This window comes from Aquirufa sp. ROCK2-A2 (assembly GCF_054558485.1).
Genome location: NZ_JBPXKA010000014.1, coordinates 23,122 through 47,037, shown reverse-complemented (window position 1 = coordinate 47,037; position 23,916 = coordinate 23,122). Strand labels below are relative to the sequence as shown.

General features: G+C 33.2%; 18 protein-coding genes. 9 read left to right on the top strand and 9 right to left on the bottom strand.

The genetic code is table 11. The features are described 5' to 3' along the window. The first annotated feature begins 271 nt into the window (after positions 1–271). From V7S76_RS13040 to V7S76_RS13000, 9 genes are all read left to right on the top strand, one after another. Positions 272–1,933: a helix-hairpin-helix domain-containing protein gene (locus V7S76_RS13040; protein WP_459510579.1), complete on the top strand. Its 1,662-nt coding sequence runs from the start codon at positions 272–274 to the stop codon at positions 1,931–1,933. A gap of 280 nt (positions 1,934–2,213) precedes the next feature. Further along, complete coding sequence (locus V7S76_RS13035) at positions 2,214–3,602, top strand: DUF2779 domain-containing protein (protein WP_459510578.1); 1,389 nt, start codon at positions 2,214–2,216, stop codon at positions 3,600–3,602. After that, the gene (locus tag V7S76_RS13030) at positions 3,599–4,123 is read left to right on the top strand and encodes a hypothetical protein (RefSeq protein WP_459510577.1); all 525 of its coding nucleotides are present in this window, start codon (positions 3,599–3,601) and stop codon (positions 4,121–4,123) included. The genes V7S76_RS13035 and V7S76_RS13030 overlap by 4 nt, the downstream gene beginning before the upstream one ends. A gap of 68 nt (positions 4,124–4,191) precedes the next feature. Next, positions 4,192–4,467, top strand: a complete 276-nt coding sequence (locus V7S76_RS13025) for a hypothetical protein (protein ID WP_459510576.1) — start codon at positions 4,192–4,194, stop codon at positions 4,465–4,467. A gap of 582 nt (positions 4,468–5,049) precedes the next feature. After that, positions 5,050–5,709, top strand: coding sequence for an FISUMP domain-containing protein (locus V7S76_RS13020; protein ID WP_459510575.1), 660 nt, complete (start codon positions 5,050–5,052; stop codon positions 5,707–5,709). Positions 5,710–5,771: 62 nt separating this feature from the next. Next, positions 5,772–6,071: a hypothetical protein gene (locus tag V7S76_RS13015; RefSeq protein ID WP_459510574.1), complete on the top strand. Its 300-nt coding sequence runs from the start codon at positions 5,772–5,774 to the stop codon at positions 6,069–6,071. Between the two features lie 77 nt (positions 6,072–6,148). Beyond that, positions 6,149–6,415, top strand: a complete 267-nt coding sequence (locus V7S76_RS13010) for a hypothetical protein (RefSeq protein WP_459510573.1) — start codon at positions 6,149–6,151, stop codon at positions 6,413–6,415. Positions 6,416–6,449: 34 nt separating this feature from the next. After that, positions 6,450–6,620, top strand: a complete 171-nt coding sequence (locus V7S76_RS13005; protein ID WP_459510572.1) for a hypothetical protein — start codon at positions 6,450–6,452, stop codon at positions 6,618–6,620. 77 nt (positions 6,621–6,697) lie between these two features. Then, on the top strand, positions 6,698–7,549 hold the full coding sequence (locus V7S76_RS13000) for a leucine-rich repeat and calponin homology domain-containing protein (protein ID WP_459510571.1): 852 nt from the start codon (positions 6,698–6,700) through the stop codon (positions 7,547–7,549). A 75-nt stretch (positions 7,550–7,624) separates the two neighbouring features. On the opposite strand, the gene V7S76_RS12995 is transcribed toward V7S76_RS13000, so the two are convergent. The 9 genes from V7S76_RS12995 to V7S76_RS12955 all read right to left on the bottom strand — a co-directional run bounded on the left by V7S76_RS12995 (position 7,625) and on the right by V7S76_RS12955 (position 23,902). Further along, positions 7,625–8,212, bottom strand: a complete 588-nt coding sequence (locus V7S76_RS12995; RefSeq protein ID WP_459510570.1) for a hypothetical protein — start codon at positions 8,210–8,212, stop codon at positions 7,625–7,627. Next, complete coding sequence (locus V7S76_RS12990; RefSeq protein ID WP_459510569.1) at positions 8,203–9,477, bottom strand: hypothetical protein; 1,275 nt, start codon at positions 9,475–9,477, stop codon at positions 8,203–8,205. Before V7S76_RS12990 ends, V7S76_RS12995 begins: the two co-directional genes overlap by 10 nt. A gap of 4 nt (positions 9,478–9,481) precedes the next feature. Then, positions 9,482–9,817, bottom strand: coding sequence for a hypothetical protein (locus tag V7S76_RS12985; RefSeq protein ID WP_459510568.1), 336 nt, complete (start codon positions 9,815–9,817; stop codon positions 9,482–9,484). 50 nt (positions 9,818–9,867) lie between these two features. Beyond that, on the bottom strand, positions 9,868–10,431 hold the full coding sequence (locus V7S76_RS12980; protein WP_459510567.1) for a hypothetical protein: 564 nt from the start codon (positions 10,429–10,431) through the stop codon (positions 9,868–9,870). 10 nt (positions 10,432–10,441) lie between these two features. After that, positions 10,442–15,910, bottom strand: a complete 5,469-nt coding sequence (locus V7S76_RS12975; RefSeq protein WP_459510566.1) for a tetratricopeptide repeat protein — start codon at positions 15,908–15,910, stop codon at positions 10,442–10,444. Next, positions 15,911–17,557, bottom strand: coding sequence for a tetratricopeptide repeat protein (locus tag V7S76_RS12970; RefSeq protein WP_459510565.1), 1,647 nt, complete (start codon positions 17,555–17,557; stop codon positions 15,911–15,913). It lies immediately after the preceding gene. Next, positions 17,547–19,499 (bottom strand): tetratricopeptide repeat protein, encoded by a 1,953-nt coding sequence (locus V7S76_RS12965; protein WP_459510564.1) that lies wholly within the window; start codon positions 19,497–19,499, stop codon positions 17,547–17,549. Before V7S76_RS12965 ends, V7S76_RS12970 begins: the two co-directional genes overlap by 11 nt. A gap of 220 nt (positions 19,500–19,719) precedes the next feature. Then, the gene (locus tag V7S76_RS12960; protein WP_459510563.1) at positions 19,720–21,408 is read right to left on the bottom strand and encodes a tetratricopeptide repeat protein; all 1,689 of its coding nucleotides are present in this window, start codon (positions 21,406–21,408) and stop codon (positions 19,720–19,722) included. Continuing rightward, positions 21,398–23,902: a hypothetical protein gene (locus V7S76_RS12955; RefSeq protein ID WP_459510562.1), complete on the bottom strand. Its 2,505-nt coding sequence runs from the start codon at positions 23,900–23,902 to the stop codon at positions 21,398–21,400. The genes V7S76_RS12960 and V7S76_RS12955 overlap by 11 nt, the downstream gene beginning before the upstream one ends. Between the last annotated feature and the right edge of the window lie 14 nt (positions 23,903–23,916).

Here is a 23,916-nt window from a genome sequence, read left to right as displayed (position 1 = left end):
TTGCCTTCAATTAAAACCTATTAATCCCGAACAACCAAGAAATAAATTATTAACTTTAAACTAAATAAACCTGAAAGTTGAAAGAAAAGTGACAACCAAATTCAGGCAAGTACATACCTTTTACCTATTACCTTTTACCTATTACCTTTTACCTTTTACCTATTACCTTTTACCTAATACCTAATACCTAATACCTATTACCTAATACCTATTACCTATTACTCATTACCTATTACCTAAAAATTCCTCCTTCTTTTCAGTATCTTTGAAAATGGAAAATGATGATTTAGTAGACGTACTTGAACTTTTGGTCAAATTATGGGATGTGCATGCCATCAATGAATTCAAAAGTAAAAATTTATCCTTCGCAATTCGAGGGATAGATAAATATCCTCATTCGATTGCCAATGCCACAGAGGAGGAATTATTGAAATTACCTGGTGTTGGTAAATCAGTGGTGAAATTAATTCAAGATTTTGCCCAAAATGGATCATCATCCGAACTGGATCAGGTAATGGAACAAACACCTCCCGGTATTTTTCAATTATTAAAGATCAAAGGATTAGGCCCCAAGAAAGTTCGTGCCATTTGGCAAGAGCTAGGAATTACAGAATTAGATGAACTTTTATTGGCTTGTCAAGAAAATCGATTAGAACAATTAAAAGGTTTTGGAAAGGCTGTACAAGAAAATGTTCTGACCTATATTTTGTTTTTAAAACAGAACGCCCAAAAATTAAGAATTGATAAAGCTAGTGCATTATCAGATGGTCTTCAACTTCAATTAAAAGAACATTTTAATCGTGTGGAGGTGGTTGGACATTTGAGGCGCTTTTCTGAAGTGATTTCTGAATTGGTTTTTTTGGTTCAATCAGATGATTTATTTGGTGCTCAATTCCTGATTAACTCCATTCCGCATTGGCAAGAAAATAGGCAAGAATCTTCTCCATTTACTTGGAGAGGTCATATTGAAGGACATATTATTCCAATTGAAGTTCATATGGTGGATGAACAACAATTCATTTCCAAACGTTTTGAATTATCTGCTCAGCCTGAACATTTGTCCCAAGTCAATTTCTACGCCCATTTTCAAGGCAAAATGATTCATTCTGAAGAAGAAATTTACACCAGTCAATCTTTACCATTTATCGTTCCAGAGATGCGAGAAGGGCTGCATGAATTTGATTGGGCTTTGAAATATCATAATGATCAATTGATTCAATTATCCGATTTAAAAGGTTGTGTTCACAACCATTCTACCTATTCAGATGGTAAAAATACGCTTTCAGAAATGGCAGAAGCTTGTCGGAATTTGGGTTTATCTTATTTTGGCATTGCCGATCATTCTCAATATGCTGCTTATGCTGGTGGATTAAAACCTGAAAGAATTATTGAACAGCATGAGGAAATTGATCGATTAAATGCCAATTGGACTGATTTTCAAATATTGAAAGGAATTGAGGCCGATATATTGCCGGATGGTTCTTTGGATTATAATGAGGAAATACTTGCTCGATTTGATTATGTTGTTGCCTCTGTTCATGCTGGATTAAATATGGATTTGGATAAAGCCATGTCCCGATTGATAAAAGCCATTGAAAATCCATACACCTCCATTTTGGGACATCCCACGGGTCGTTTGTTATTAACAAGACCGGGTTATCCCTTACACATGTCCAAGATCATTGACGCTTGCGCGGCGAACAATGTAGCACTCGAGTTGAATGCAAGTCCTTATCGCCTAGATCTCGATTGGCGGTTCATTTATGCGGCGATGGAGAAAGGCGTATTTATTTCCATCAATCCTGATGCTCATCAAATCGATGGATTAAAAGATATGGAATGGGGGGTGAAATTGGCACGAAAAGGAGGTTTAATCAAAGAATTAACCTTGAATGCATTAACAGCCGATGAAATGCTAGCATACAAAAAATAGTGGTTTAATTTTCATGATGTAGATTGTAATTCCTTGTATAATATTTCTTATAAGCGTTTTCAAACAAATACCTAAAATATTTACCGTTAAATAATTTTTACATGACAAAGGTTTTTTCTTAATTATAATTATTTACTGTAAGATTATAACATACTGGTTTTTCAAAGTTTTAATAAATTTAATTCTATCATTAGGATTGTAGATTTAATATTGGAATAATGATTTTATCAAATGTTAATTTTAATTAAAACACTCTTATTTGTAAATAATTAATTTGAAAATGGCATTAAAGACCAACCTTTCTAAATCGGATTTCCAATTAGCCTCTTCATGTGCTAAAAAATTGGTTTACAAAAAGAAAGGATATGATTCATCTAATGATACAGATGAATACATGATGATGCTTGCAGAAGGCGGCTATATAGTTGGCAAAATGGCTAATATGTTGTTCCCAGAAGGAATAGAAGTGGAGGGTAATACAACTGATTCATTATTAAAGACAAAAGAGCATATTGAAAATCATGATTCAATAACTCTATTCGAACCTGCTTTTGAGTTTAACCAACGATTAGCTAGGATCGACATTTTTGTTAAAAATGCCAATAAGATTCAATTAATTGAAGTAAAATCAGCTTCAAGAGATTCCTTAAATCCCAAGAAGGATTCTACCAAACTCAATAAGTATATCCAAGATATTTCGTATCAGTACACTATTTTGAAGGATGTATTCCCTGACTGTGAAATTACCTGTTTGCTCTTAATGCCTGATAAATCCATGCGGACTTTGATTGATGGTCTAGCTGGATGGTTTCGGTTAATAGACAAACCTATTTCGCAGGAAAGGGAATTTGATTCTCCAAAGGAGTATATAACCCAGGAAAAGAGCAAATTTCAAAATCCTAAGGTTGAGTTTGTTTATGAAAATCATCCAAATAGACAAAATTACATCGATAAACTACGAAATGAAGGTATTCTAAATTACTTGGATGTCACGGAGAAAGCTATTGCACTTGAATCAGGAATTAGAGCTAAAGCTGAGTCATATATCAAGATATTAAATAATGGACTTGAAGCTACCTCCGAAGACTATGAGATATCAAAATCCTGTAAATCTTGTGAATATTACGTTTCAGGAGATGCTAATTGTGGTTTTTTTGAATGTTGGAAAGGTGTGAATGCATTTCCAGGTATTTTCGATTTGTACTATGGTGGTACTGTTGGATCCAATAATTACTTAAATGAATTGATTCAAGATGGAAAATATAATTTTGAGGATATTCATACCGAACGACTATGTAAAAGTGATGGTAGTATAGGTACGAGGAATGAGCGGCAATTAATCCAGTTTGAAAATACAATTAGCAAAAAGGAGTGGATTTCTGAGACCATGAAACAAGAACTTAATTCTTGGACCTACCCACTTCATTTTGTGGACTTTGAAACTTACACAGGTGCATTACCATTCCATGAAGGAATGAGACCCTTCGAACTTATAGCATTTCAATGGTCATGCCATACAGTAGATGCCCCTGGTGCAGAACCGAGACATGAGGAATTTATCAATACAGACACTGAATTTCCCAATTTCAAGTTTGCTGAGAGCCTAATGAAGCATATTGGAATGTTGGGTACTCCTTTGATGTGGCAACTCATGAAAATTCTGTTTTGAGGGCTATCCTTTATCAAATGGATGAATATGGTTATCAAAACCCTGAATTAAAAGATTGGCTTCAAAAGACCATTAAGGATAAAGATTTAGGGACGGAAGGTCGGTTTATAGACATGAAAGCATTTACCTTGAAGCATTATTTCCATCCTGAAATGAAGGGAAAAACATCCATTAAGAAGGTTTTGCCAGCTATTTGGAATAATAATCAATTTCTTCATGAAATACCCTATCTTCATAAGTATTCTATTAAGGATTTAGAAGATCAGGTATTGGATCCCTATAATACCTTATTTAATCTGGCAAATGCTAAAATGCAAACTGCTGATGAAGAAATGGAAATTCAATCGGAGGATGTGAAAGGAGGTACGAGTGCAATGAGAGCATTTTACCGAATTCGGTTTGATAATTCTATTACTAAGGAACATAAAGAAGAACTAAAACATAGATTACTTGAGTATTGCAAATTGGATACAATGGCCATGGTTATCATTTGGTTGTATTGGAAACAAGCTGTTCGATAAAATTATATAATTATAACTTTTATCGAATCTATATTATTCTAAAATTGAAAAAATAAATAAACAAAAATATGCTAAAGCTTAATTTTTTAGACGAACTAATTGGTTCAGAACATGATTGGTTTAAGATAAATGAAATAGAAATTCTAGACGAGGAGTTTCAAATAAAGCTTATTGATAAACATAACAAATTTCGTGAAACAGTTGTATATCTAAAAAGAGAAGTTGATGAAAATTGGGGTGGATATCTTTGTTACATTAAAAGTCCAATAAGTAAAACATATTTATTTGAAGAATATCTTGAGACTCCGCAAATGTTTCTGGTTGGAATTTCTTCATTATTTTAATTTTAAACAAGGTCAATATGATTTATTATACCTGTTTTACTGATAAATATTCATTTTAAAATTCAGTTTTGAAATCAATAATGGTGATGGAGAGTTTCAAATCAGAATTAACCTATCTGATTTAGATAAATTTTATGCTTTCATTGGTTATCTGAAAACAAATGGCAAGTCTGAAATTACACAACTTTTAGAAGATTGGTGTAGAGATTTTCAAAGTGATGGTGAAGAAATTCCTGAAGGCTTTGACGATGAAATATTAGATATAATTACTTCTTAAAAAAGCTTATATTACTTAAAACAAATAAATTATGAAATCTAAAGATTTAATGAAGTTAGATTTTTCTCCTTGGGAATGAATTTTACACACATAAAGTTTAAATATTATAGCAACTATTACTTGCACTCATTGTGGTGGCATGTTTTAAATTCAATTAACTATGGGGACGATTGGTTGTGGTTCTCGTGGATATCAACATTCAAGTTCCCAAGGATCTGGCAAAATGACAAATGTAGACGTACATGATGGACAAATTTTAAAAAATTGGAAAGGGTAACAATTAGCAGCTTTAAAATAAATAAAATATGAAAATAGTAACCGTAGGAAATCAAACTTGGGCCTTAGAAAATGTAATTAATCCCGTATTTCGTAATGGTGACGAAATACCAATTGTAGATAACTTTTCAGATTGGAGTAAATATTCTTCCGATGGGAAGCCATGTTGTGCATATGTGGACAATAAATCTTCAATGAAAAAATATGGTTTGATCTTTAATGGTTTTTCATTAATTGACAGTAGAAACATTGCTCCATTGGGATTTAGGGTTCCTCGTATTTCTGATATTATTGAATTGACAACTTATTTGAAATTTCCAAATCTTTCCGAGAACTCAATTTACTATAATGGTAATGCTGCATTAGTCTTAAAAAGCAGTGATACATGGAAAAAAAGTTTTGTTGGAATGCCGGGTAATAATGAAACAGGAATGTCTTTCTTGGCTGGAGGGAATTTAGGAATCCGTTCTGGTAATTTTAATTTTATCGATAAGGGAACAACAGCAAGTCATTGGCTTTTAGATGAATATATTCCTAAGGAAGGTGTTCGTTTTTTACCTGCCCCTCCTGAAAATTGGCCTAAAAATCAAAATTATTGTTTTAATATAGGAATTGGTGGTGATCATTCATTGTCTATAAAAAATGAATTTTTGTTTGGTGCTAGGTTTATCCGTTTGATTGAAGAATGAAATAACTGAAATAAATATAGATTAAAAAAGTTTAAATAATCTAAAATGTAAACTGTTTAAATATGAATTACCAAAATTATTTAGATAAAGACTTAATCAATCAAGTAAAAGAGTCTAAGGAGGATAATGATCATAATACATTCGCACTTGTATTAATAAATGATCAACATCCAGAATATGAAAGTGTTTTTGATGATTTAGAAATGAATCACAACTTTTATACTATGAACTGGAAAGCCGAGGAAGAATATTCAGTCCGCTACTTATCTGGTTTTGATTTAGATGTTAGTCAAATTAATTTAAAATCAATATTAAAAGATGTTTATATAGATAGTTGTGAGGTGCCTTCAAGTATTGTGTAACTTCTCAAGAAATCAAATATTATTTTACTTGTCAAATAATATAGAAGATAACATTCAAGTAAAAAAATTAAATAAATATGAAAGCTAAAGATTTTAATGAGTTAGATTTTTCTCCTTGGGAAACAGATTTTACTGAAGATGCATTTGATGTTGGCGAGGACTGTTTAAATCTTTCTTCAGATTCTACTGATGTAACTGTAACAATTAGAGATGAAGGTGATTTTCTTGTAGTTGAATGGGCTTCAGATGATGATGGAGATCAGATATTGTACGTTAAGTCAGATTATAGTCAAACAGTAGAAGAAGTCTATGGAATAATCAAAGAGCAATTGGATTCCTTTTAGGAATGATTTTTTCATTACATAAAGTTTAAATATTATGGCAACTATTACTTGTGCTCACTGTGGTGGGATGTTTCAAATTCAATTAACTATGGGGACGACTGGTCGTGGATCCCGAGGATATCAACATTCAAGTTCTCAAGGATGCGGAAAAATGACAAACCTAGAAGTTCACAACGGACAAATTGTTAAAACTTGGAAAGGGTAATTTAGCACTCAAAATCAAACTTTAAATTAATTTACCCCAAACACTTAAATTCTTTATTAATTATTTATTTTAAAAATATGGAAAATATAATTCAACTAATGAATTCGGATCAGGAGTTATTGAAAATTGATGTCGTTGATTTTTATAATCCTCAAATTCATTCAACTAAGAAAACTATTCCAAATTCAAATTTCGATTCTAATGAGGTGGAACTTCTTAAAAAAAATATCTTAGAAAGTAATTTATTAAGTAAGTTAGAAAACATAGTTTATTTAGATTTGTCATCCTTGAAAATAGAGGATTATCCAAATTTGAATGCTTTAAAACATTTAATTGAACTTCATCATATAGGGGGAAAATTTAATTTGCCAGATTCAATTTGTGAATGCAAAACATTAATTAAAATTTGGTTTTCTGGTGTTATTTTAAATAAACTTCCAAAACAAATCTCGAATCTATCTAATTTAGAAAATTTAACAATTGAAAGGTCAACCATGAAAAAATTACCTAAAGAGGTAACAACTTTATTAAAATTAAATCACCTAAATTTTCAACAAAATAAAATCGAAAAATTGCCAGATGAGATTTCAAACTTGCAAGAATTACAAGTTTTAAAAATGAGCGAAAATAAAATATCTGAATTGCCACAAGGTTTTTATGAATTGAAAAACCTTGTGGAGATAGATTTATCCTACAATCCGATATTTTATTTGGATAAATTAAATGTTGAATGGAAAAAAATAAAAAAAATTAATTTAACAAATACTCCTTTTGGCTGTTTTGAAAATAATATTAATTTTTTGAAACAAAAATTCCCTAATTGTGAAGTGTTAGGGGGTAGTAATAATAGGTATTATGAAAATGGTGATAATTATTTTTATCTAACTTCGATTAAAAGGAGATTATGTAATGAGGATTTTAAAGAATAATTTAATGTTGGAAAGGGGGGTACTTACAAGTAGGCTGCCGTTTTAAAAACATAATTAGGGTAAAATCATAAAGTTTCAAATGCCTTTTTTACTTAGCAAACAATGTCCTTCCCAAAATACCCGATTCATTTCTTCTGAATCTCTTAGTTCCTTTGGAAAAGCAGGCGCATAATCACCTGGAAATAACGTAACAATTTGAAGGGTTTTTTCTTGTTTTAGGACAATAATTGAAAGCAGATTCGTTGAAGGAAGTTCTTCCACCTGACAGGTCCAAACTTGATAATCACTTCGATTCACCTTATATTTGGAAGCTTGATGGTGGGCAGAAAGTTCATGCAAAGGAATCAAGGCCGAATTCCCAATACCATTTGGAAAATCCTTATATGAAAATGAAAATTGGATTACTATTTTACTGTTTTCGATGTCTCTAGAGGTGAATGAATCTTTTTTAATAGACCTTAAAATATCCAAAGGTTGCCTTACAAATGAAGGATCAAATTTTGAACCAACCATGTCCAATTGTTCCCTGATTTCTTTTGTAGAATACTTTTGGAAAATTGTTTGAAGAAAATTTAATTGATCTTCATCGTGAAATGAAAAATGCCGAAGGCAATGAAATTGTCTTTCCAAGCTAAATTCGAAATCAAGGTCTCTTAAAGCCATCGACTAATGTAATTTTTGATTTTTTCAGGCATGAAAAATATAAAACTGATAATGGACGAACCTCCACCTATTAAAATAATATAAGCCGCATAGGTTGGCAAATGAAAAAATTCTTGCGCCATGACCGCATATCCCCAGAATGGTTCGATGGCCGATAAGGATGCAACAAAAGAAACTAAGCCTAATAAAATATTTGTCCTTTCCTGAGATCGTTCCTCTACTACGGCACCTATTTCTTGAATCCGCTTCGTTAGGGCATCTACTTCATTCTCCACGTCCAAGGCTACACGAAGCTTGGAATTAATCATGGAAGGCAGAAAATTAAAGGATATAAAAGAGAGATTGAACACATTTAAAAAATCTCTTAACTCGGGCCGAAGGTCTGACTTGAAATCGGAAATTCCCGTATTCATCTTAAATAGGTTGTATTTGACATATAGGTTATGTAGATAAATCAAGAAATAGTTTTCCTTAAAAGTTATCAGCTGAAATTCTGAGGTTAGGATATTATTTCCTACTATTACAAAAGTATCTAACAAGGCAATTCCCCTCCAATTTCGAAAGGCTGAAAACTGAAATTTGTCCGCTAATTGTATTTTGTATTCTTCACTTGGTGCATTTGCGTCATTGGATATCGCGGTTCCTGGTTGGGCTATGCATCCTATATCATACAATAGGGCATTTTGAGTTCCAATATCAAGCGTTTCATCAAAATCACAGGCAATAAATAGCTTGAACTTGGTTCCGGAATATTCATCCAATTCCACGCCTTCTCCTCTGGTTTTTTGACCTAACAAGTATTCTTTGACAATAAACTCGTTCCAATTTAAATCAGTCCCCTGAATTAACCCTCTTTCAAATTCTCTAACAATAAAACATGCATCCGAAAATTGAGCTAGGTGGGTAGTATTTTCATTAAATTCAACCTTTATGTCCAATGAAAACATCCCAAAGGAATCAGGAAATAAAAATAAATCTACTTGGTTAATACAGATGTGAATTTCCTTGGTACCGGCCACTAGCGTAAGTCTTTGCTCCAGTTTTTTTGTTAGACGCCTTACTTTATTGCTTTCTCCATCAAGAGTATATAAATCCCGAAAACCTTTGTAAAAGTAATCTTTATAAAAAGGCAATGAGGTAGGTGCAAATTGATGCAATTCATATCCAGCTATAAGCGCCTCCTGTTCAAATGAAGGTTGAACTGGGAAAACACCTACTATTTTCAGTAAGTGGTTTTTTATCTTAATATTTATATAATTTTCCATCTTTTCAATTTAATAAATATGCGGCAGCTGCCAAGGCACTTCGTCTTCCAGGGCATTCTAAAATGGCTATTCGGCGGGAATTAGGGTATTGTGATAAATATGTTCCGTCCCATTTCGCAATTCTTTTATAGTCAGAATAACGGATAATATAATCTCCATCAAATTTCAACAACCGCTTATAACTAGAATAGCTAACTAAATAATCATGATCAAATTTATAAATTCTTTTGTTGGATGGATAGTCTATTACATAGTCCCCGTCAACTTTCAAAATTCGTCGGTTGGATGGATATTCTTTTACGTAACATTGCCCGAATGCAGTGGTAGCAACAAATATCATTATTAATAAGCAAAAAGTATATCTTATCATTTTCATATATTAATTTCCATTTATTTATAGAGTGCTCGTGCTCGCTTTAAATTTCCCCAATTAACAATTATTGGAGGATCGTACTGAATGATAGATTTGAACTTAACATTTAAAACAAAACGAGGAAAATGACCTTTAGCTAAAATATTATTACAAGAAAAATTTCCGTTCCAAACATTCAAAGCCTTCGCGTGTAATACACCATAATTAAGGATAAAATTTGGACTATTTTCCACAAATTTATCAAAACCAACTTCTTTAAGTTTATCTCTCAAAGTCAATATTTCAGACTCGTCAAATAATTGATAAACTTCACTTAAAGTTGCATAATGCAGTGTTTTTCCTTTTCCATCTGAATAAAACAATTTCAACTCTTGAATAAAGGGTCTTTTGCAAGTACTATAGCTAGGAATAAATGCAAAACGAAAATCATTTAGCATGAAATTTGATAGAACTTCACAAAAATTAAATTCTTCCAGTCCTAAATATGCCTTTTGATTTTCCCCTGAAATTGGAATCCCAAAAGTACTTAGTGATTGCGGCGAGGACCATCCATTAGCACTTTTATATGTTTTAGCTTTCATAGAATGTAATTTAAATATTCAGTTTCTCTTGCACCTCAATAGTATCAACGTGTTCTGGGCCTAGTATTGCAAACCGAATATTAAAACATTTTTTGAAATATATTTGAGCATCGATTTCATTATTTATATCTGCCAAGATTAACCCTTTTTCAAAATATGCGTTTGCCGTTTCAATATGCGTTTCGCCAAAATTCGTTTCAAAGATTTCGATTGCCAAATCTATATTTTCTTCTGCAACATTAAACTTATTCAATAATCGTAAACATTTAGCAAGGTATAAGTAAGTTCTAGCTAGTTTTGGATCACTTTCTACCTGATTTTGTAATAAAATCTTGACCGATGAGTCAAGCATTTCTTTAGCTTTGTTCAATTCCCCTAAACCAATAAGTGCCTTTCCAACATTTCTTTTTAAACCTCCAACATTCGGATGATTTCCTCCAACATAGTTTTCAAATATATTTAAGGAGTTAATATAATTTAAATATGCATTTGAATAATCACCTTTTTTTTCCAAAATATCACCAATTAAACTATAACTTATTGCAGTATTCGGGTGGCTATCCCCAAAATATTGTATTTTTATTGTTAACGCTTTATTGTAATAATCAATCGCTTTATTAAGCTCCCCTTTTGTAAACATAATCTTACCAATTCGATCAAAACTATTTGCCACATTCGAATGTGATTCGCCGTAGTATTGAAGACGAATGGTCATTGCACGTTCAAAATATTCCAACGCCTTGTTGTAATCTCCTAATATCTCCCACACATCGCCGATCTGGTCTAATGATCCAGCCACATTCGGATGCAAATCCCCATAATATTGAAGATTGCTGGCCAAAGTGCGTTCATGATATTCTAGTGCCTTTTCGTAATCACCTTTAATTTCCCAAATATCTCCAATACGAAGTATTGAATTGGCCACATTTGGATGCAATTCACCATAGTATTGAAGTTGGATTGCTATAGCACGCTCAAAATTTTCCAACGCATTGTCAAAATCGCCTTTGGCCTTCCAGATATCTCCAACTCGAAGTAATGATGAAGCCACGTTTGGATGTGATTCACCATAGTATTGAAGATGAATGGCCATAGCACGCTCAAAATATTCCAAAGATTTGTCGTAATTACCTTTAGTCTCCCAGATATCTCCGATGCGATTAAATGATGAAGCCACGTTTGGATGTGATTCACCATAGTATTGAAGACGAATGGCCATAGCACGCTCAAAATTTTCCAACGCTGTGTTGTATTCGCCTTTAGACTCCCAAATATCTCCGATTAGGTCTAATGATCTAGCCACATTTGGATGCGTTTCACCATAGTATTGAAGACGAATGGCCTTAGCACGCTCATAATAATTTAGCGCCTTGTCGATATCACCTTTAATCTCCCAAATATCTCCGATGCGATCTAATGATGCAGCCACATTGGGATGCGACTCACCATAGATTTGAAGATAGATGGCTATAGCACGCTCAAAATATTCCAAAGATTCGTCGTAATTACCTTTAGTCTCCCAGATATCTCCGATGCGATTTATTGATGCAGCCACATTCGGATGCGTTTCACCATAGTATTCAATATTGATTTCCATTGCTCGCTTAAAATATTCTAGCGCCTTGTCGAAATCACCTTTGGTATTCCAAATATCTCCGATACGAAGTATTGAACCGGCCACATTCGGATGCGATTCACCATAGTATTCAAGATTGATTTCCATTGCTCGCTTAAAATATTCTAGCGCCTTGTCGTAATCACCTTTGGTATTCCAGATATCTCCGATGTGATTAAATGATGAAGCCACGTTTGGATGTGATTCACCATGGAATTGAAGATTGATTTCTATTGCACGCTCAAAATATTCCAAAGATTTGTCGTAATTACCTTTAGTCTCCCAGATATCTCCGATGCGATTAAATGATGAAGCCACGTTTGGATGTGATTCACCATAGTATTCAATATTGATTTCCATTGCTCGCTTAAAATATTCTAGCGCCTTGTCGAAATCACCTTTGGTATTCCAAATATCTCCGATACGAAGTATTGAACCGGCCACATTCGGATGCGATTCACCATAGTATTCAAGATCGATTTCCATTGCTCGCTTAAAATATTCTAGCGCCTTGTCGATATCACCTTTAATCTCCCAAATATCTCCGATGCGATCTAATGATGCAGCCACATTGGGATGCGACTCACCATAGATTTGAAGATAGATGGCTATAGCACGCTCAAAATATTCCAAAGATTCGTCGTAATTACCTTTAGTCTCCCAGATATCTCCGATGCGATTTATTGATGCAGCCACATTCGGATGCGTTTCACCATAGTATTGAAGATGTATATTCATAGTACGCTCGAAGTATTCCAGCGCTTTGTCGTAATCACCTTTGATTTCCCAGATATCTCCAATACGGTGTAATGAATTAGCTACATTGGGGGCTGAATCTCCATAAAATTGAATATTGATGGCTAAAGTTTTTTGATATTCTTCCAAAGCCAAATCATAATTCCCCAAGTGCCTGTGAATATCACCTTGATTATTCTGTGTCCTAATAGTCTCTTTATGAAAAGGACCTAGATTAGCTTTATTTAAATTAAATGCATTTTGATAATATTCTAATGCCTCACTAAATAAACTTTGATTCTCCTTAACTTCTCCTTTTAAGTTTATAATTCTTCCTTCAACCTTGGGAGAATAAATTAACTTGTTTTTGTAAAATAATTCAGCTTTTATAATTGATTCCCAAGCGTTAGTTAGATTCAGTAGATGAAGTTGAGTACTCGTTAATTCTTCTAAAATACCTCCCATCAAACTGCTATCCTCGGGCAATAGTGTAATGGCTTTATTTAATAGTTCCGCGGATTCCTTATGACCGCCAAACTTCGTGAAATACTTAGCTAATGCTATTAATTCTTCGACATCCTCTAAATTTTCTTTTATAATAAATTGTTCATGAAAAATATCCGCTTTTGATTTAGTTGACTCACTTAATAGTTCTATTATAAAAAGACGATTATTATCATTTAGGTCACTCTTACAATGATCTAAAATTTGATCTGCAAAATCAGTCGCTATTTTTGGTCGACTATCTTTTATATATATAAACGCTTCTTTTAATACGTTCCAATCATCTTTGCTTTCATGTAAAAACAATTGATTCAATGTTTCTTCAGCACCAAATAAGTTAATGCGTTGTGATAATGCTAATGCAGCTAAATCATTTGGAAACCCCTCTAAATCAATTAGACTAAAAAGTAATAAATCATCTTTATCTGCTGCTTTATCCCAAAGAAAATATTTAATTGACTCTTTCCAAATAGAATTATTTTCTAATTGCTTCAAAGCCAAATCCAATTCTAAATTCCTAGAAACAACATAATGAAAAGAAGCTTCCATGGTAAAGCTTACTTGAAGCGTATCATGTTGAAAAAACTGACTTAGTATTCCTCTACGAATTAATTGTTGGTGAGGGCTATCAATTTGAATATTCTTAACAGCATCAGATAATTGAGGAACATCAAATAATTCGTCTAATGAAACTTGTAACGAATTTTTGCCTATCATATAACTTGCTAATAAAGCAAGGTATTTTGACTGATTATTATCTTTTTGAATCTCCTTCCACCATAATTCCCATAAATTAATAAATCCTTTAGAAGCCTTAGGCAAAGACTTTCCGGAATATAATTCCATAAAGAGTCTCAACAATAGAGGATTACTTAATTCTTCAATCAATAAAGGATCAAATGCCAATAAATCTCTAAATGAAAAATTTGGTCGATATAATTTAGATGAATGACTTAGATAAAAATCCCAGGCACCTTCGATTTCGATTTTGTTCAAGCCTTTTAAAAAAAATGCACGATTAGCCTCTATAGATTCATCTTCGCGCTCTCTCACTTCATACAAAATGGTCTTATATCTTTCGTCTATTTGTGGTAAGTCGTTGAGTGTAGAAATACGCCAACTAAGAACTATTTTTACAGAGCCTATTAATGGTTTTAAGACGAATTTCAATATAGAATCTAGAAATACCTGCGGTTCTTGATGTTCATTTCCTCCGTCTATTAGAATGATGAGTGGATTTTCTTGGGTAAAATTTTTGCTTAAAAATAAGGGTAAATTAAAGTCGTCATTTACATTCAATATTTCTTTGATTTCCTTTTCAATATTTGTTTCTTCAGTTCGAATGGAACGTATTAATATAGAACTGTAACCTGCATTTTCATACTTGGTTACCATATGGGATAGTAAGTTTGTCTTACCACTTCCCGCTTCGGCAGCTAACATAAATAGACCAGCTTTTGCACTAACCCAACTCATTAATTCCGTTTCCGCATCTACTCTCGGTTGGTAAATCCCTTCTAATAGTTTTTTTTCTTTGATTAAACCAGATCTAGTCTTTTCATTATAAATGTGAATTTGATTAAGAAGTATTTCGATGGAAAATTGGTCCGACGTAAAATATTCAGCTTGCTCTTTTTTCTCCAAAAGAATTTTTAACCGCTCGAGAATTTCTCCGGATGCTTCAGACTTGACACTTTCTGGGCTGTAAAATACGACTCGTTGGCCAGTGTTTTGTTCATATACCTGAATCTGAACTTTATCACTTGCACCCGCTGTGAATTGCTTGGGCAAAACATAGAATGGAATCAATTCTAAGTTTCTGCCATCCAAGTGCGACAGACAGACATTTGATTTTTTGATGGGTGAATCATAGCTAATTAGACTTATTTCTGCTCCCATCATCTCCCAAGATTCCTTTGCTTCAGAACGAATCATAGAAATCCCCTCTAAAACTTTCCATTCGGATAGGAAATCAATCAAAACAGGATATGTACTATTATATAAACTTTGGTATTCTTCAGTTGATAAAGGAGCTCCATGTCCCAAATATCTATTTCGGAAATTGATAAGTAATCCAATGGCAGTCAATTCTGATTTCTTCCAAGCAACTTGTCCATTTTCATCAGTAAATTGAGACTCTGTTTTGTATTTTTTTGCAGACTTTTCTAGTTCTATTTTTTTATAAGTTTCCTTAATCTCAGGAAATACCAATTTTACATTTTCTGAATCTAAATAGTTAATAGCCTCCCTTAAAAAAGCATTCCAATTCCCAAAAGATGGCTGAAATAAATTATTTCGGAATTGTTCATTGAGTTTGGCTGACTTTAAAGTGGAGTTGAAATATTCAGATGCAATAACTAATCCTAGGTATTTTAATCCATTTAAAAACGTATAAGCTAAAAGTTCTAGTTTATTTCTTCCATCAGTTTCTTCCAACATCCTTTTATATGGATATGCAATAACATAAGGTAATTTTGAAATTAGTAGTTGTTCATCTTCAGAAATAGCTGATTTAATGATTTCCTCATATAATGGATTTTGACAAACTGGGCAATTCATCGCCACTGGGAATGATGCTTTCGAAATAGAAATGGGACAACTTTGGTTACTACAGATATATTTCATTTAATCTTTATTTAGCTCTTTTAAATTTTCAATCAATGCCACATTTTCAATATTATCACCTTTACAATTGTCAAGCATTTCAGTAAAAATAATCTGAAATTCATTATCACGATTTAATTCCTTATATAATTTTGCCAAAGCCAATCGAGACTTATTGGTAAAATAGTGTACCGTACCTAATTTAGTTTTTCTAATTTCAAGCGTTTCCAAATGAAATTTTAAGGCCTCACCTAACTTATTTTCAATAGTTCGAAGATTTGCTAATTCATAAATGGTTGTTGCAACGTCTTGGTGAATGCGTCCAAACCTTTTCTCCCGGATTCCAAGAGCCTTCAAAAGTAGTTCTTCAGACTCTTCTAGTCGATTGGTGTGCATATAAATTGTGGCTAAGTTGATATATGGAATACAAACTTTCGTATTGAATTCACCCATCAAATTTGATCTAACCACCATAGAATGTTGAATCATAGGTTCTGCATTTACCCAATCTTCTAAGTAAATATAAATAGATCCAACATATCCCGAAGAACTTGCTGTAAGGAGATGAATTTTACCATTATTATTAAGCATGATTTTATGTGCTTCCTTAGCTAAATCAAGGGCTTCGGGCAAACGATTCGCCTGTTTATAGGCTTCGCTGAGTCTTAATATATTTTGTGCCGCTAATACAAAATTGTTATTTTCTTTTAGCCGCTTAATGATATCGATATATTTTTCTGTCGCCTCTTTTGTTTTTCCTGTACTCTTTAACTGATGGGCAACATGTCCATAGATTGTTAAATGATCTTTCTTGAACTCATCTTTACCAAGAGTTAGATTATATCCAAATTCATAAATCGCCAAGGCTAGTTTCTTTTCCGAGTATCGCAAGATCTCCCGTCCCAAATGAAGGACAATACCAATAGTTATTTTAATGTCTTGATTGGACCTAAAATCATAAGAATTTAAAAATGCTATAGTGCGGTCATAAAGGTCAACCACATTTTCTTTTTCATAATGTTTACTTAATTCAGCGCAAAGGCCAAACTCCAATATGGTTGATGGGGTAATGCGCGTTAGAATTACAGCAGCAATTGCTTTATTTAATTTTGGTTTTCCGGAATATTCAAAATATTCAACTACTTTTTTAATAACAATGAGATCAGATTCTGATTTTTCAGCCAAAATTTGAATGAGTAAATCATCCCCATTCAATTCGATATTTTTGGCTAATGCTTGAACACTCGAAACTGCAAAATTAGGGTAATTATCAATGAATTTAGGCAAAAAATCGTTTTGATTTTTTTCAATAAAATGACTCAAACAATGTCCAATTCCTTCGCTTAATCCATTTAACTTATTTTCTAAGAGTGAATCAATTAACTCAAAAAGGCTAATTTGGCGTTTTGCTTGTTGATACAAATATGTACCTAACACATAATGGAAATACCGTTCAACGGTAAAGCTTACATATAATTTTTCATTTTGAACTGTTTCTGTAAGAACGCCATCTATCAACATTTGTTGGTAGGGTGAATCTATTTGGATACTGGTTACGAAATCTCCTACCTGTTCGTCATCAAACAATATGTCAACTGGCAAAATGGTTTTCTCATTTTGTAGCATCAATTCACTAAGTCGTAAAAGCAGTAGTTGATTAGATGTCATTTAGTTTTTGATATAATAATTTAGTGTGTGGGTGATTCGAACCAAATAATTTGAAAAATATTGAATAGGACTTATTGTAAAATTCTTTAGCTAATTGTATTTCCTTTTTATCTCTAAAGACATTTCCAAGATTATTATAGGTTATTGCTGTGGAGGGATGTACTTCTCCATGAACTTTTAAATTGATTGCTAATGATTTTTGATGATAATTAATTGCAATATCAAAGTCGCCCATATCATTCCATACGGACCCCAAATTATTATAGGAAATAGCTACTAATGGATGTTGACTTCCATAAACTTTCAAACGTATAGATAAAGATTTTTCGTAATATTCTATAGCCTTGTTGAATTCATTTTGATTACTCCAGACTATACCAAGATTATTAAAGCATTCTGCAATTGAGGAAAGCTTTTCGTCATTTAAGGTTAATTGTATTGCTAATGATTTTTCGAAATTTTCAATTGCCTTATTGAAATTGCCATTTTCGTTCCAAGCTAATCCTAAATTATTATAACATATCCCTGTTATGGGATGTTTTTTGCCATGTATTTTGACGCTTATCGTAAGTGCTTTTTCATGATGTTCAATTGCCTTTTCGTATTCGCCCAAATTTTTCCAGACTAAACCCAAATTATTAAAATCGATTACGATAGATGGGTGTTCTACCCCATGAATTTCCAAATCGATGGCTAAGGATTTATTATATAGTAAAATTGCTTGTTCGAAATCCCCTTTACTACTCCACACAGAGCCAAGATTATTGAGGGATACACTAGTAGAGGGATGGAGCTCGCCTTGGACTAAGATTCGAATATCCAATGACTTTTCAAAGCATTCTATTGCCTTGTCGTATTCACCCAAATTTTTCCAGACTAAACCTAGATTGTTGTAGGATATTCCAGTGGCTTGATGTTGATTTCCGTAAATTTTTATATCAATGGATAAAGCTTTTTTAAAATATGATAAAGCTTTTTCAAAATCATCTCTACTCATCCAAACATTTCCTATGCCATTATAAGTTATACTGGTTGATGGATGATGTTCGCCGTAAATTTTCAAATCTATCTTTAGTGATTTTTCAAGAAACCTTAATGCAGTCGCATAATTCCCAGATTGTCGATAGGCGTTCCCTAGATTATTAAAAGATATTGATGTTAGTGGATGATATTCTCCATATAATTTCAAGTTAAATTTAAGTGATTTGATATGAAATTGAATAGCTTTTCTAAAGTCACCATTTTCGCTCCAAATCGAGCCTAAATTATTATAGGAAATTCCAACGGAAGGATGGTTTTTGCCATTGAGCTTTAAGTTGAGGTTTAACGATTTTTCAAGGTACTCGATTGCTTTATTATAATTGCCAATAAAATAGTATTGTTGGGCTAAAGAATCATAAAATATATAATTCACAGAAATACCAACCTTTTTAACTACTTCATCAAGTTTACGAATACGATCTGATTCATGTATATATTTGATGGATTTTACAAACAAAATAGACTTAATAAGATTGTCCGGTACGATTAATTTATTTAAGGCTGAATATAGTAAGGCAACAAGTTTAGTATTTTGTGTTTCCTCTAAATATTCAATTGCCTTATTCAAAGCTACTATATCATTATCCGTCTGCTCCGTAAAAAGTTCATTAGAAACTAACTTAATTTGATCTGTGTAAGCTTGATTTAGTTCGGGTTCCGAGTTGATTTTGCCTTTAATGTTTAAAAAAGAATGAGCTAACGGTTTTGCACATAAATCTAATAAACCACCACCTGAATCAATTAACCACATCAACCTAGACAATTTATCTTGGTTGACATCACGAATCAAACATTGCTCAATTCCTTTGTTTAGGCCATTTAATTTATTCTTTTCAGCGATTTTTTTTAATGCTTCTGCGCCCTTTCCTTCAGTGATTTGATAAATCACTTCCCCAAGCACATAATGAAAATACCCCTCCACCGTAAAGCCTACGTACAACTTTTCTTCTCTGACTGACTCGGTTAAAACCCCTTCAAGTAACATTTGTTGGTAGGGGGAATCGATTTGAATACTCTTCACATAATCACCTATTTGCGCATCATCAAAAAGCAAATCTACAGGAAGGATATGCTGCTCATTGAGGAGCATGAGCTCTGAAAGTCTGTAAAGAAGAAGGTGATTAGAGGTCATTTAATTTTTGAATTAGTAATTTAGTATGAGGATGATCCTCCCCATGCGATTCTAAAAATATCTTGAATGCCTTTTCGTAATACTCTTTGGCCTGTTTCAAATCTTTTTTTTCATTGAAAACATTTCCCAAATTAGTGTAAGCTATTGCCGTTGATGGATTGTCTACGCCATTAACTTTTAAATTTATCTCTAATGACTTTTCTAGGTATTCTGCAGCCATTTTATAATTCCCTTTTTTTCTCCATACCACCCCAAGATTATTATAGGTTAGAGCAGTAAATGGGTGTTGATCGCCAAAGAATCTTAAGTCAATTACTATTGTTTTTTCATAATATTCAATTGCTTTATCATTATCACCTTTTTCCCTCCAAACAGACCCTAAATTATTATAGGATTCTCCTGTAGTTTGATGTTGATTTCCAAAGATTTTAATTCGAATAGCCAACGATTTTTCAAGAAATTCAATAGCTAAATCCTTTTCACCCATACTATTCCAAGCACTACCTAAATTGTTAAACGTTATAGCTGTTGAGGGATGGTGATTACCAAATATTTTCAAACTTAAAACTAAGGACTTTTGAAGAAATTCAATGGCTTTTTCATTTTCGCCCTTATTTAACCATATTTCTCCTAGGTTATTTTGGGATTCCCAAATTGAATAATGTAGCTCGCCAAAACATTTTAAACGAATCGATAATGATTTTATATAATGACCGATTGCCTCATCGTAGTCACCTTTATTACACAAAACCTCTCCTAATTGATTATAGGCTTCTCCTATTGAGAAATGATCTTCATTTTGATTTTTAAATAAAATATCCAGTGATTTTACGTGGAAATAAATTGCTTTTTCATAGTTACCCACAAAAGAAAATTGCTGCCCTAATGACCTATAAAACAAAGCGGCTAATTCACTTTCCTCCATTATTGTATAATCAGCAAGGTCCTGTAGTTCGTCATTTCGAACTGCCTCAGGCAAGTGTTCTATCGACTTTATGTATAAAATTGATTTTTTTAAATTATCAGGAACAATTAATTCATTGATTTGCTGATAAATTAAGGCGATGACATTATTTTTTTGTTTTTCTTCTAAATACTCAATTCCCTTACTAAGCGCTTCTAAATCGTTATCCGTTGGATCAGCAAATAGTTCACTCGTTACCTTTTTAATTTGAGCAATATAGGCTTGGGTAAGTTCTTCCTCAGAATTGATTTGACCTTTAATATTTAAAAAAGTATGTGCCAATGGTTTACTGCATAAATCTAATAATTCGCCTCCGGAATCAATGAGCCACATCAACCTCGATAAATCATTCTGGTTTACATCCCTGATCAAACATTGTTCAATCCCTTCTTTTAATCCATTTAATTTATTTCCCTCAACCATTTGTTTCAATACTTCCGCACCACAGCCTTCTGTTTGTTTAAAAATCACCTCTCCGAGGACGTAATGAAAATAACCTTCTACTGTAAAGCTTACGTACAACTTTTCTTCTCTGACTGACTCGGTTAAAACCCCTTCAAGTAACATTTGTTGGAAAGGGGAATCGATTTGAATACTCCTTACAAAGTCCCCAATCTGCTCATCTTCAAACAGCAAATCAACCGGCAGGATATGTTGCTCATTCTGCAGCATGAGTTCCGCATGCCTGTAAAGAAGAAGGTGATTAGAAGTCATTGATAACAAGTTTCCAAATCCCTTGACTATGATTGTATAATAATTCTTTTGAATCCTTAATTGAAATGAAGATTCCTTCAGTTAATGGTGGAATCTCTCCATCAAATTTCATATCTAAAAATCCTTTATTATTCGATAATTGCCAACCTGATAATCTATTTTGTATTTCAGGATCTTTCCCGAAAATGGGCGAAGGAACTTGTCCACCCCAGTTTACAACTAGATTTAATTCCTCAATGAATCCCATCGGTCCTTCGTGTCTTATAGACTCATGATTCGCGGGTAATATGGTTTTCCATTCTAGGGTCTTAAGGTCTAATTCGTGGGCATCCCTTAGCCAAGTGAAATAACCTACATCGGTGGCATTGGCTAACCCTAATCGAGCCTTATGTTCTCGTTGAATCCCTGTATCACTTCCGATTCCTGAAAGTAAGACTACTTTAGTATTGTCATTTGTGTGTAATAATTGACCATTTCTTGGGTATGGAGAAATACCTGGTTTGTTTTCTTTAAGTTGAATCCATTTCTTTTCAGTTATATCATAAACCCATAGCCAATTCTTATAGGTGAAATATCCATAGCCACCGAATTCAAACAATCGCCTGTTAATTGGATCAAATCCAAAAGAGGCTCCACAAGCATGCACGTCATGAACACCAAAAGATAAGCGAGTCCAATTCCCATCTGGAGCCGTTAATTCAAATACAGTAGAACGAATGGAGGACCATGCATAAAAAATTTGATTATTTTGATCATAAATTAATCTCCCAGATCCCTCTGGCCAATTGGATGGATTAAAAGTGGTAAGTGTATGATTGATTTTATTCCAAAAAACAAGATGTTTTTTATCGTTATTAAAAAACCAAATCCCATTTGGATCAACAAGCCAATTATTAGTATGAAAACCTTTCAACGCTTCAGAGAATTGCCAAATCCTCCACTCTGCTTTTAACTTTGAATCTAATTCAAGCGCAGGTAATTCTTCTACCAGAGTGTATTGGGGAAAATCAATATTTCCAACCTCAATGCCCTGTTTAACACTAAGCAAGCGATTAGAGATTTGATTGTCCTCATCGTAGTTTTTAATAAGGAATATAGCCTTCTGGATAAAGTTTAGTGCATTTTTTTTGTTGTTCGATGCATTGAATTTAGCGGACTCCTCCAAAGAAACAATCAAACAATACAAATAATAATAATCTGTATGTTCTCTAGTTTTAAAGGGGATCGCCTCTACGTATTTCTCTAACCATGGGATGGCTTGCTCATAATTTCCCATTGCATATCGATTCTCTTGAAGATAGTGTATCGCCTCCAAAGATTGAGGGTGACATTTTCCTAAATTTCTGAAATGGTAGTGGTAGGCCAATTGAAATTGTTTATCAGCATATTCAAAAAGATCTATATCTATTCCCTCTAACAAGGTAGGGTCAGCATTACCCCACCGACCAATACCACGTAGTCCACGCCAGAAATTAGCAAGTCCGATGTACAAGTTGATTTCTGCCAACTCTGCACTGTCGGAAGATTTTTCTAACATAAGAACTTTAGTCTTTTCGAAATATTCGGTTGATTTTACCACTTGAAGTCCAAGAGATAAATAAGCAAGACCCAAAAGACGATAGGTATATTTAAGTTTATCATTTTGAGGGGAGGTCTCTGATTCTCTAATTTCTACGACTCTGGTGAGTGCGTCCATAGCGGCTTTGTATCCATCATGACCCGATCTCTTATATTCGCTATCACCCAAAAGTTCTAATGCCTCAACCAATGATTCATGATTATTACGCTTCTCAGCCTCTTCTATAAACTGTTTATAATACTGTTTGGCCAAATCGAGTGCATTCATATTAGTATAGAATGAAATTAAAGTCAGCGACTCTTTGAAATCGATTTCATTTTCGCTTTGAAGCAATTCGTTAATTGTTTGCTTCAATTGAACTGACTCTTTTAAAATGCCATCCAATTGGTCAACAACATGCTGTTTTTGATTTGCCAAAAGTACACCGCGTACATGCTTAATTACGTTCCAATCGTGAACAGTAGGTTTACTCATTAGCTTTTGAAATATATCAACTACTCTAATTTTCATAAAAGCATGCACTAAAGGAAATCGAGCCACAATTTCAACTTCACCACCAACATCTATTAAAGACACTAGTCGTTCGAATTGCCCCAGGTTTACTTCTTTAATGAGACATTGCTCCATCCCTTCCTTTACACCATTCAATAGATTGTTTTCCAATAGACTAATAAAATAATTATAATCTTTATCCTGCGAATATTCAAAAATGATATCTCCTAACACAAAGTGAAAATACCCTTCAACGGTAAAACTTACGAAAAGCTTCTCATCTTGAACGGATTCAGTTAACACGCCCTCCATCAGCATTTGCTGATAAGGTGAGTCAATTTGAATACTCTTCACAAAATCGCCAATCTGTTCATCATCGAAAAGCAAATCCACTAACAAGATGTTTTGCTCATGTTTAAGCATAAGTTCGGCCAGGC

Excerpts from the sequence above, each read along its gene's own strand:
- V7S76_RS13010 (WP_459510573.1), top strand. The coding sequence starts at position 6,149 with ATGAAAGCTAAAGATTTTAATGAGTTAGATTTTTCTCCTTGGGAAACA.
- V7S76_RS12970 (WP_459510565.1), bottom strand. The coding sequence starts at position 17,557 with ATGACATCTAATCAACTACTGCTTTTACGACTTAGTGAATTGATGCTA.
- V7S76_RS12980 (WP_459510567.1), bottom strand. The coding sequence starts at position 10,431 with ATGAAAGCTAAAACATATAAAAGTGCTAATGGATGGTCCTCGCCGCAA.
- V7S76_RS12995 (WP_459510570.1), bottom strand. The coding sequence starts at position 8,212 with ATGGCTTTAAGAGACCTTGATTTCGAATTTAGCTTGGAAAGACAATTT.
- V7S76_RS12985 (WP_459510568.1), bottom strand. The coding sequence starts at position 9,817 with ATGATATTTGTTGCTACCACTGCATTCGGGCAATGTTACGTAAAAGAA.
- V7S76_RS13035 (WP_459510578.1), top strand. The coding sequence starts at position 2,214 with ATGGCATTAAAGACCAACCTTTCTAAATCGGATTTCCAATTAGCCTCT.
- V7S76_RS12990 (WP_459510569.1), bottom strand. The coding sequence starts at position 9,477 with ATGGAAAATTATATAAATATTAAGATAAAAAACCACTTACTGAAAATA.
- V7S76_RS12955 (WP_459510562.1), bottom strand. The coding sequence starts at position 23,902 with ATGCTTAAACATGAGCAAAACATCTTGTTAGTGGATTTGCTTTTCGAT.
- V7S76_RS13000 (WP_459510571.1), top strand. The coding sequence starts at position 6,698 with ATGGAAAATATAATTCAACTAATGAATTCGGATCAGGAGTTATTGAAA.
- V7S76_RS12960 (WP_459510563.1), bottom strand. The coding sequence starts at position 21,408 with ATGACTTCTAATCACCTTCTTCTTTACAGGCATGCGGAACTCATGCTG.
- V7S76_RS13005 (WP_459510572.1), top strand. The coding sequence starts at position 6,450 with ATGGCAACTATTACTTGTGCTCACTGTGGTGGGATGTTTCAAATTCAA.
- V7S76_RS12975 (WP_459510566.1), bottom strand. The coding sequence starts at position 15,910 with ATGAAATATATCTGTAGTAACCAAAGTTGTCCCATTTCTATTTCGAAA.
- V7S76_RS13020 (WP_459510575.1), top strand. The coding sequence starts at position 5,050 with ATGAAAATAGTAACCGTAGGAAATCAAACTTGGGCCTTAGAAAATGTA.
- V7S76_RS13025 (WP_459510576.1), top strand. The coding sequence starts at position 4,192 with ATGCTAAAGCTTAATTTTTTAGACGAACTAATTGGTTCAGAACATGAT.
- V7S76_RS13015 (WP_459510574.1), top strand. The coding sequence starts at position 5,772 with ATGAATTACCAAAATTATTTAGATAAAGACTTAATCAATCAAGTAAAA.
- V7S76_RS13040 (WP_459510579.1), top strand. The coding sequence starts at position 272 with ATGGAAAATGATGATTTAGTAGACGTACTTGAACTTTTGGTCAAATTA.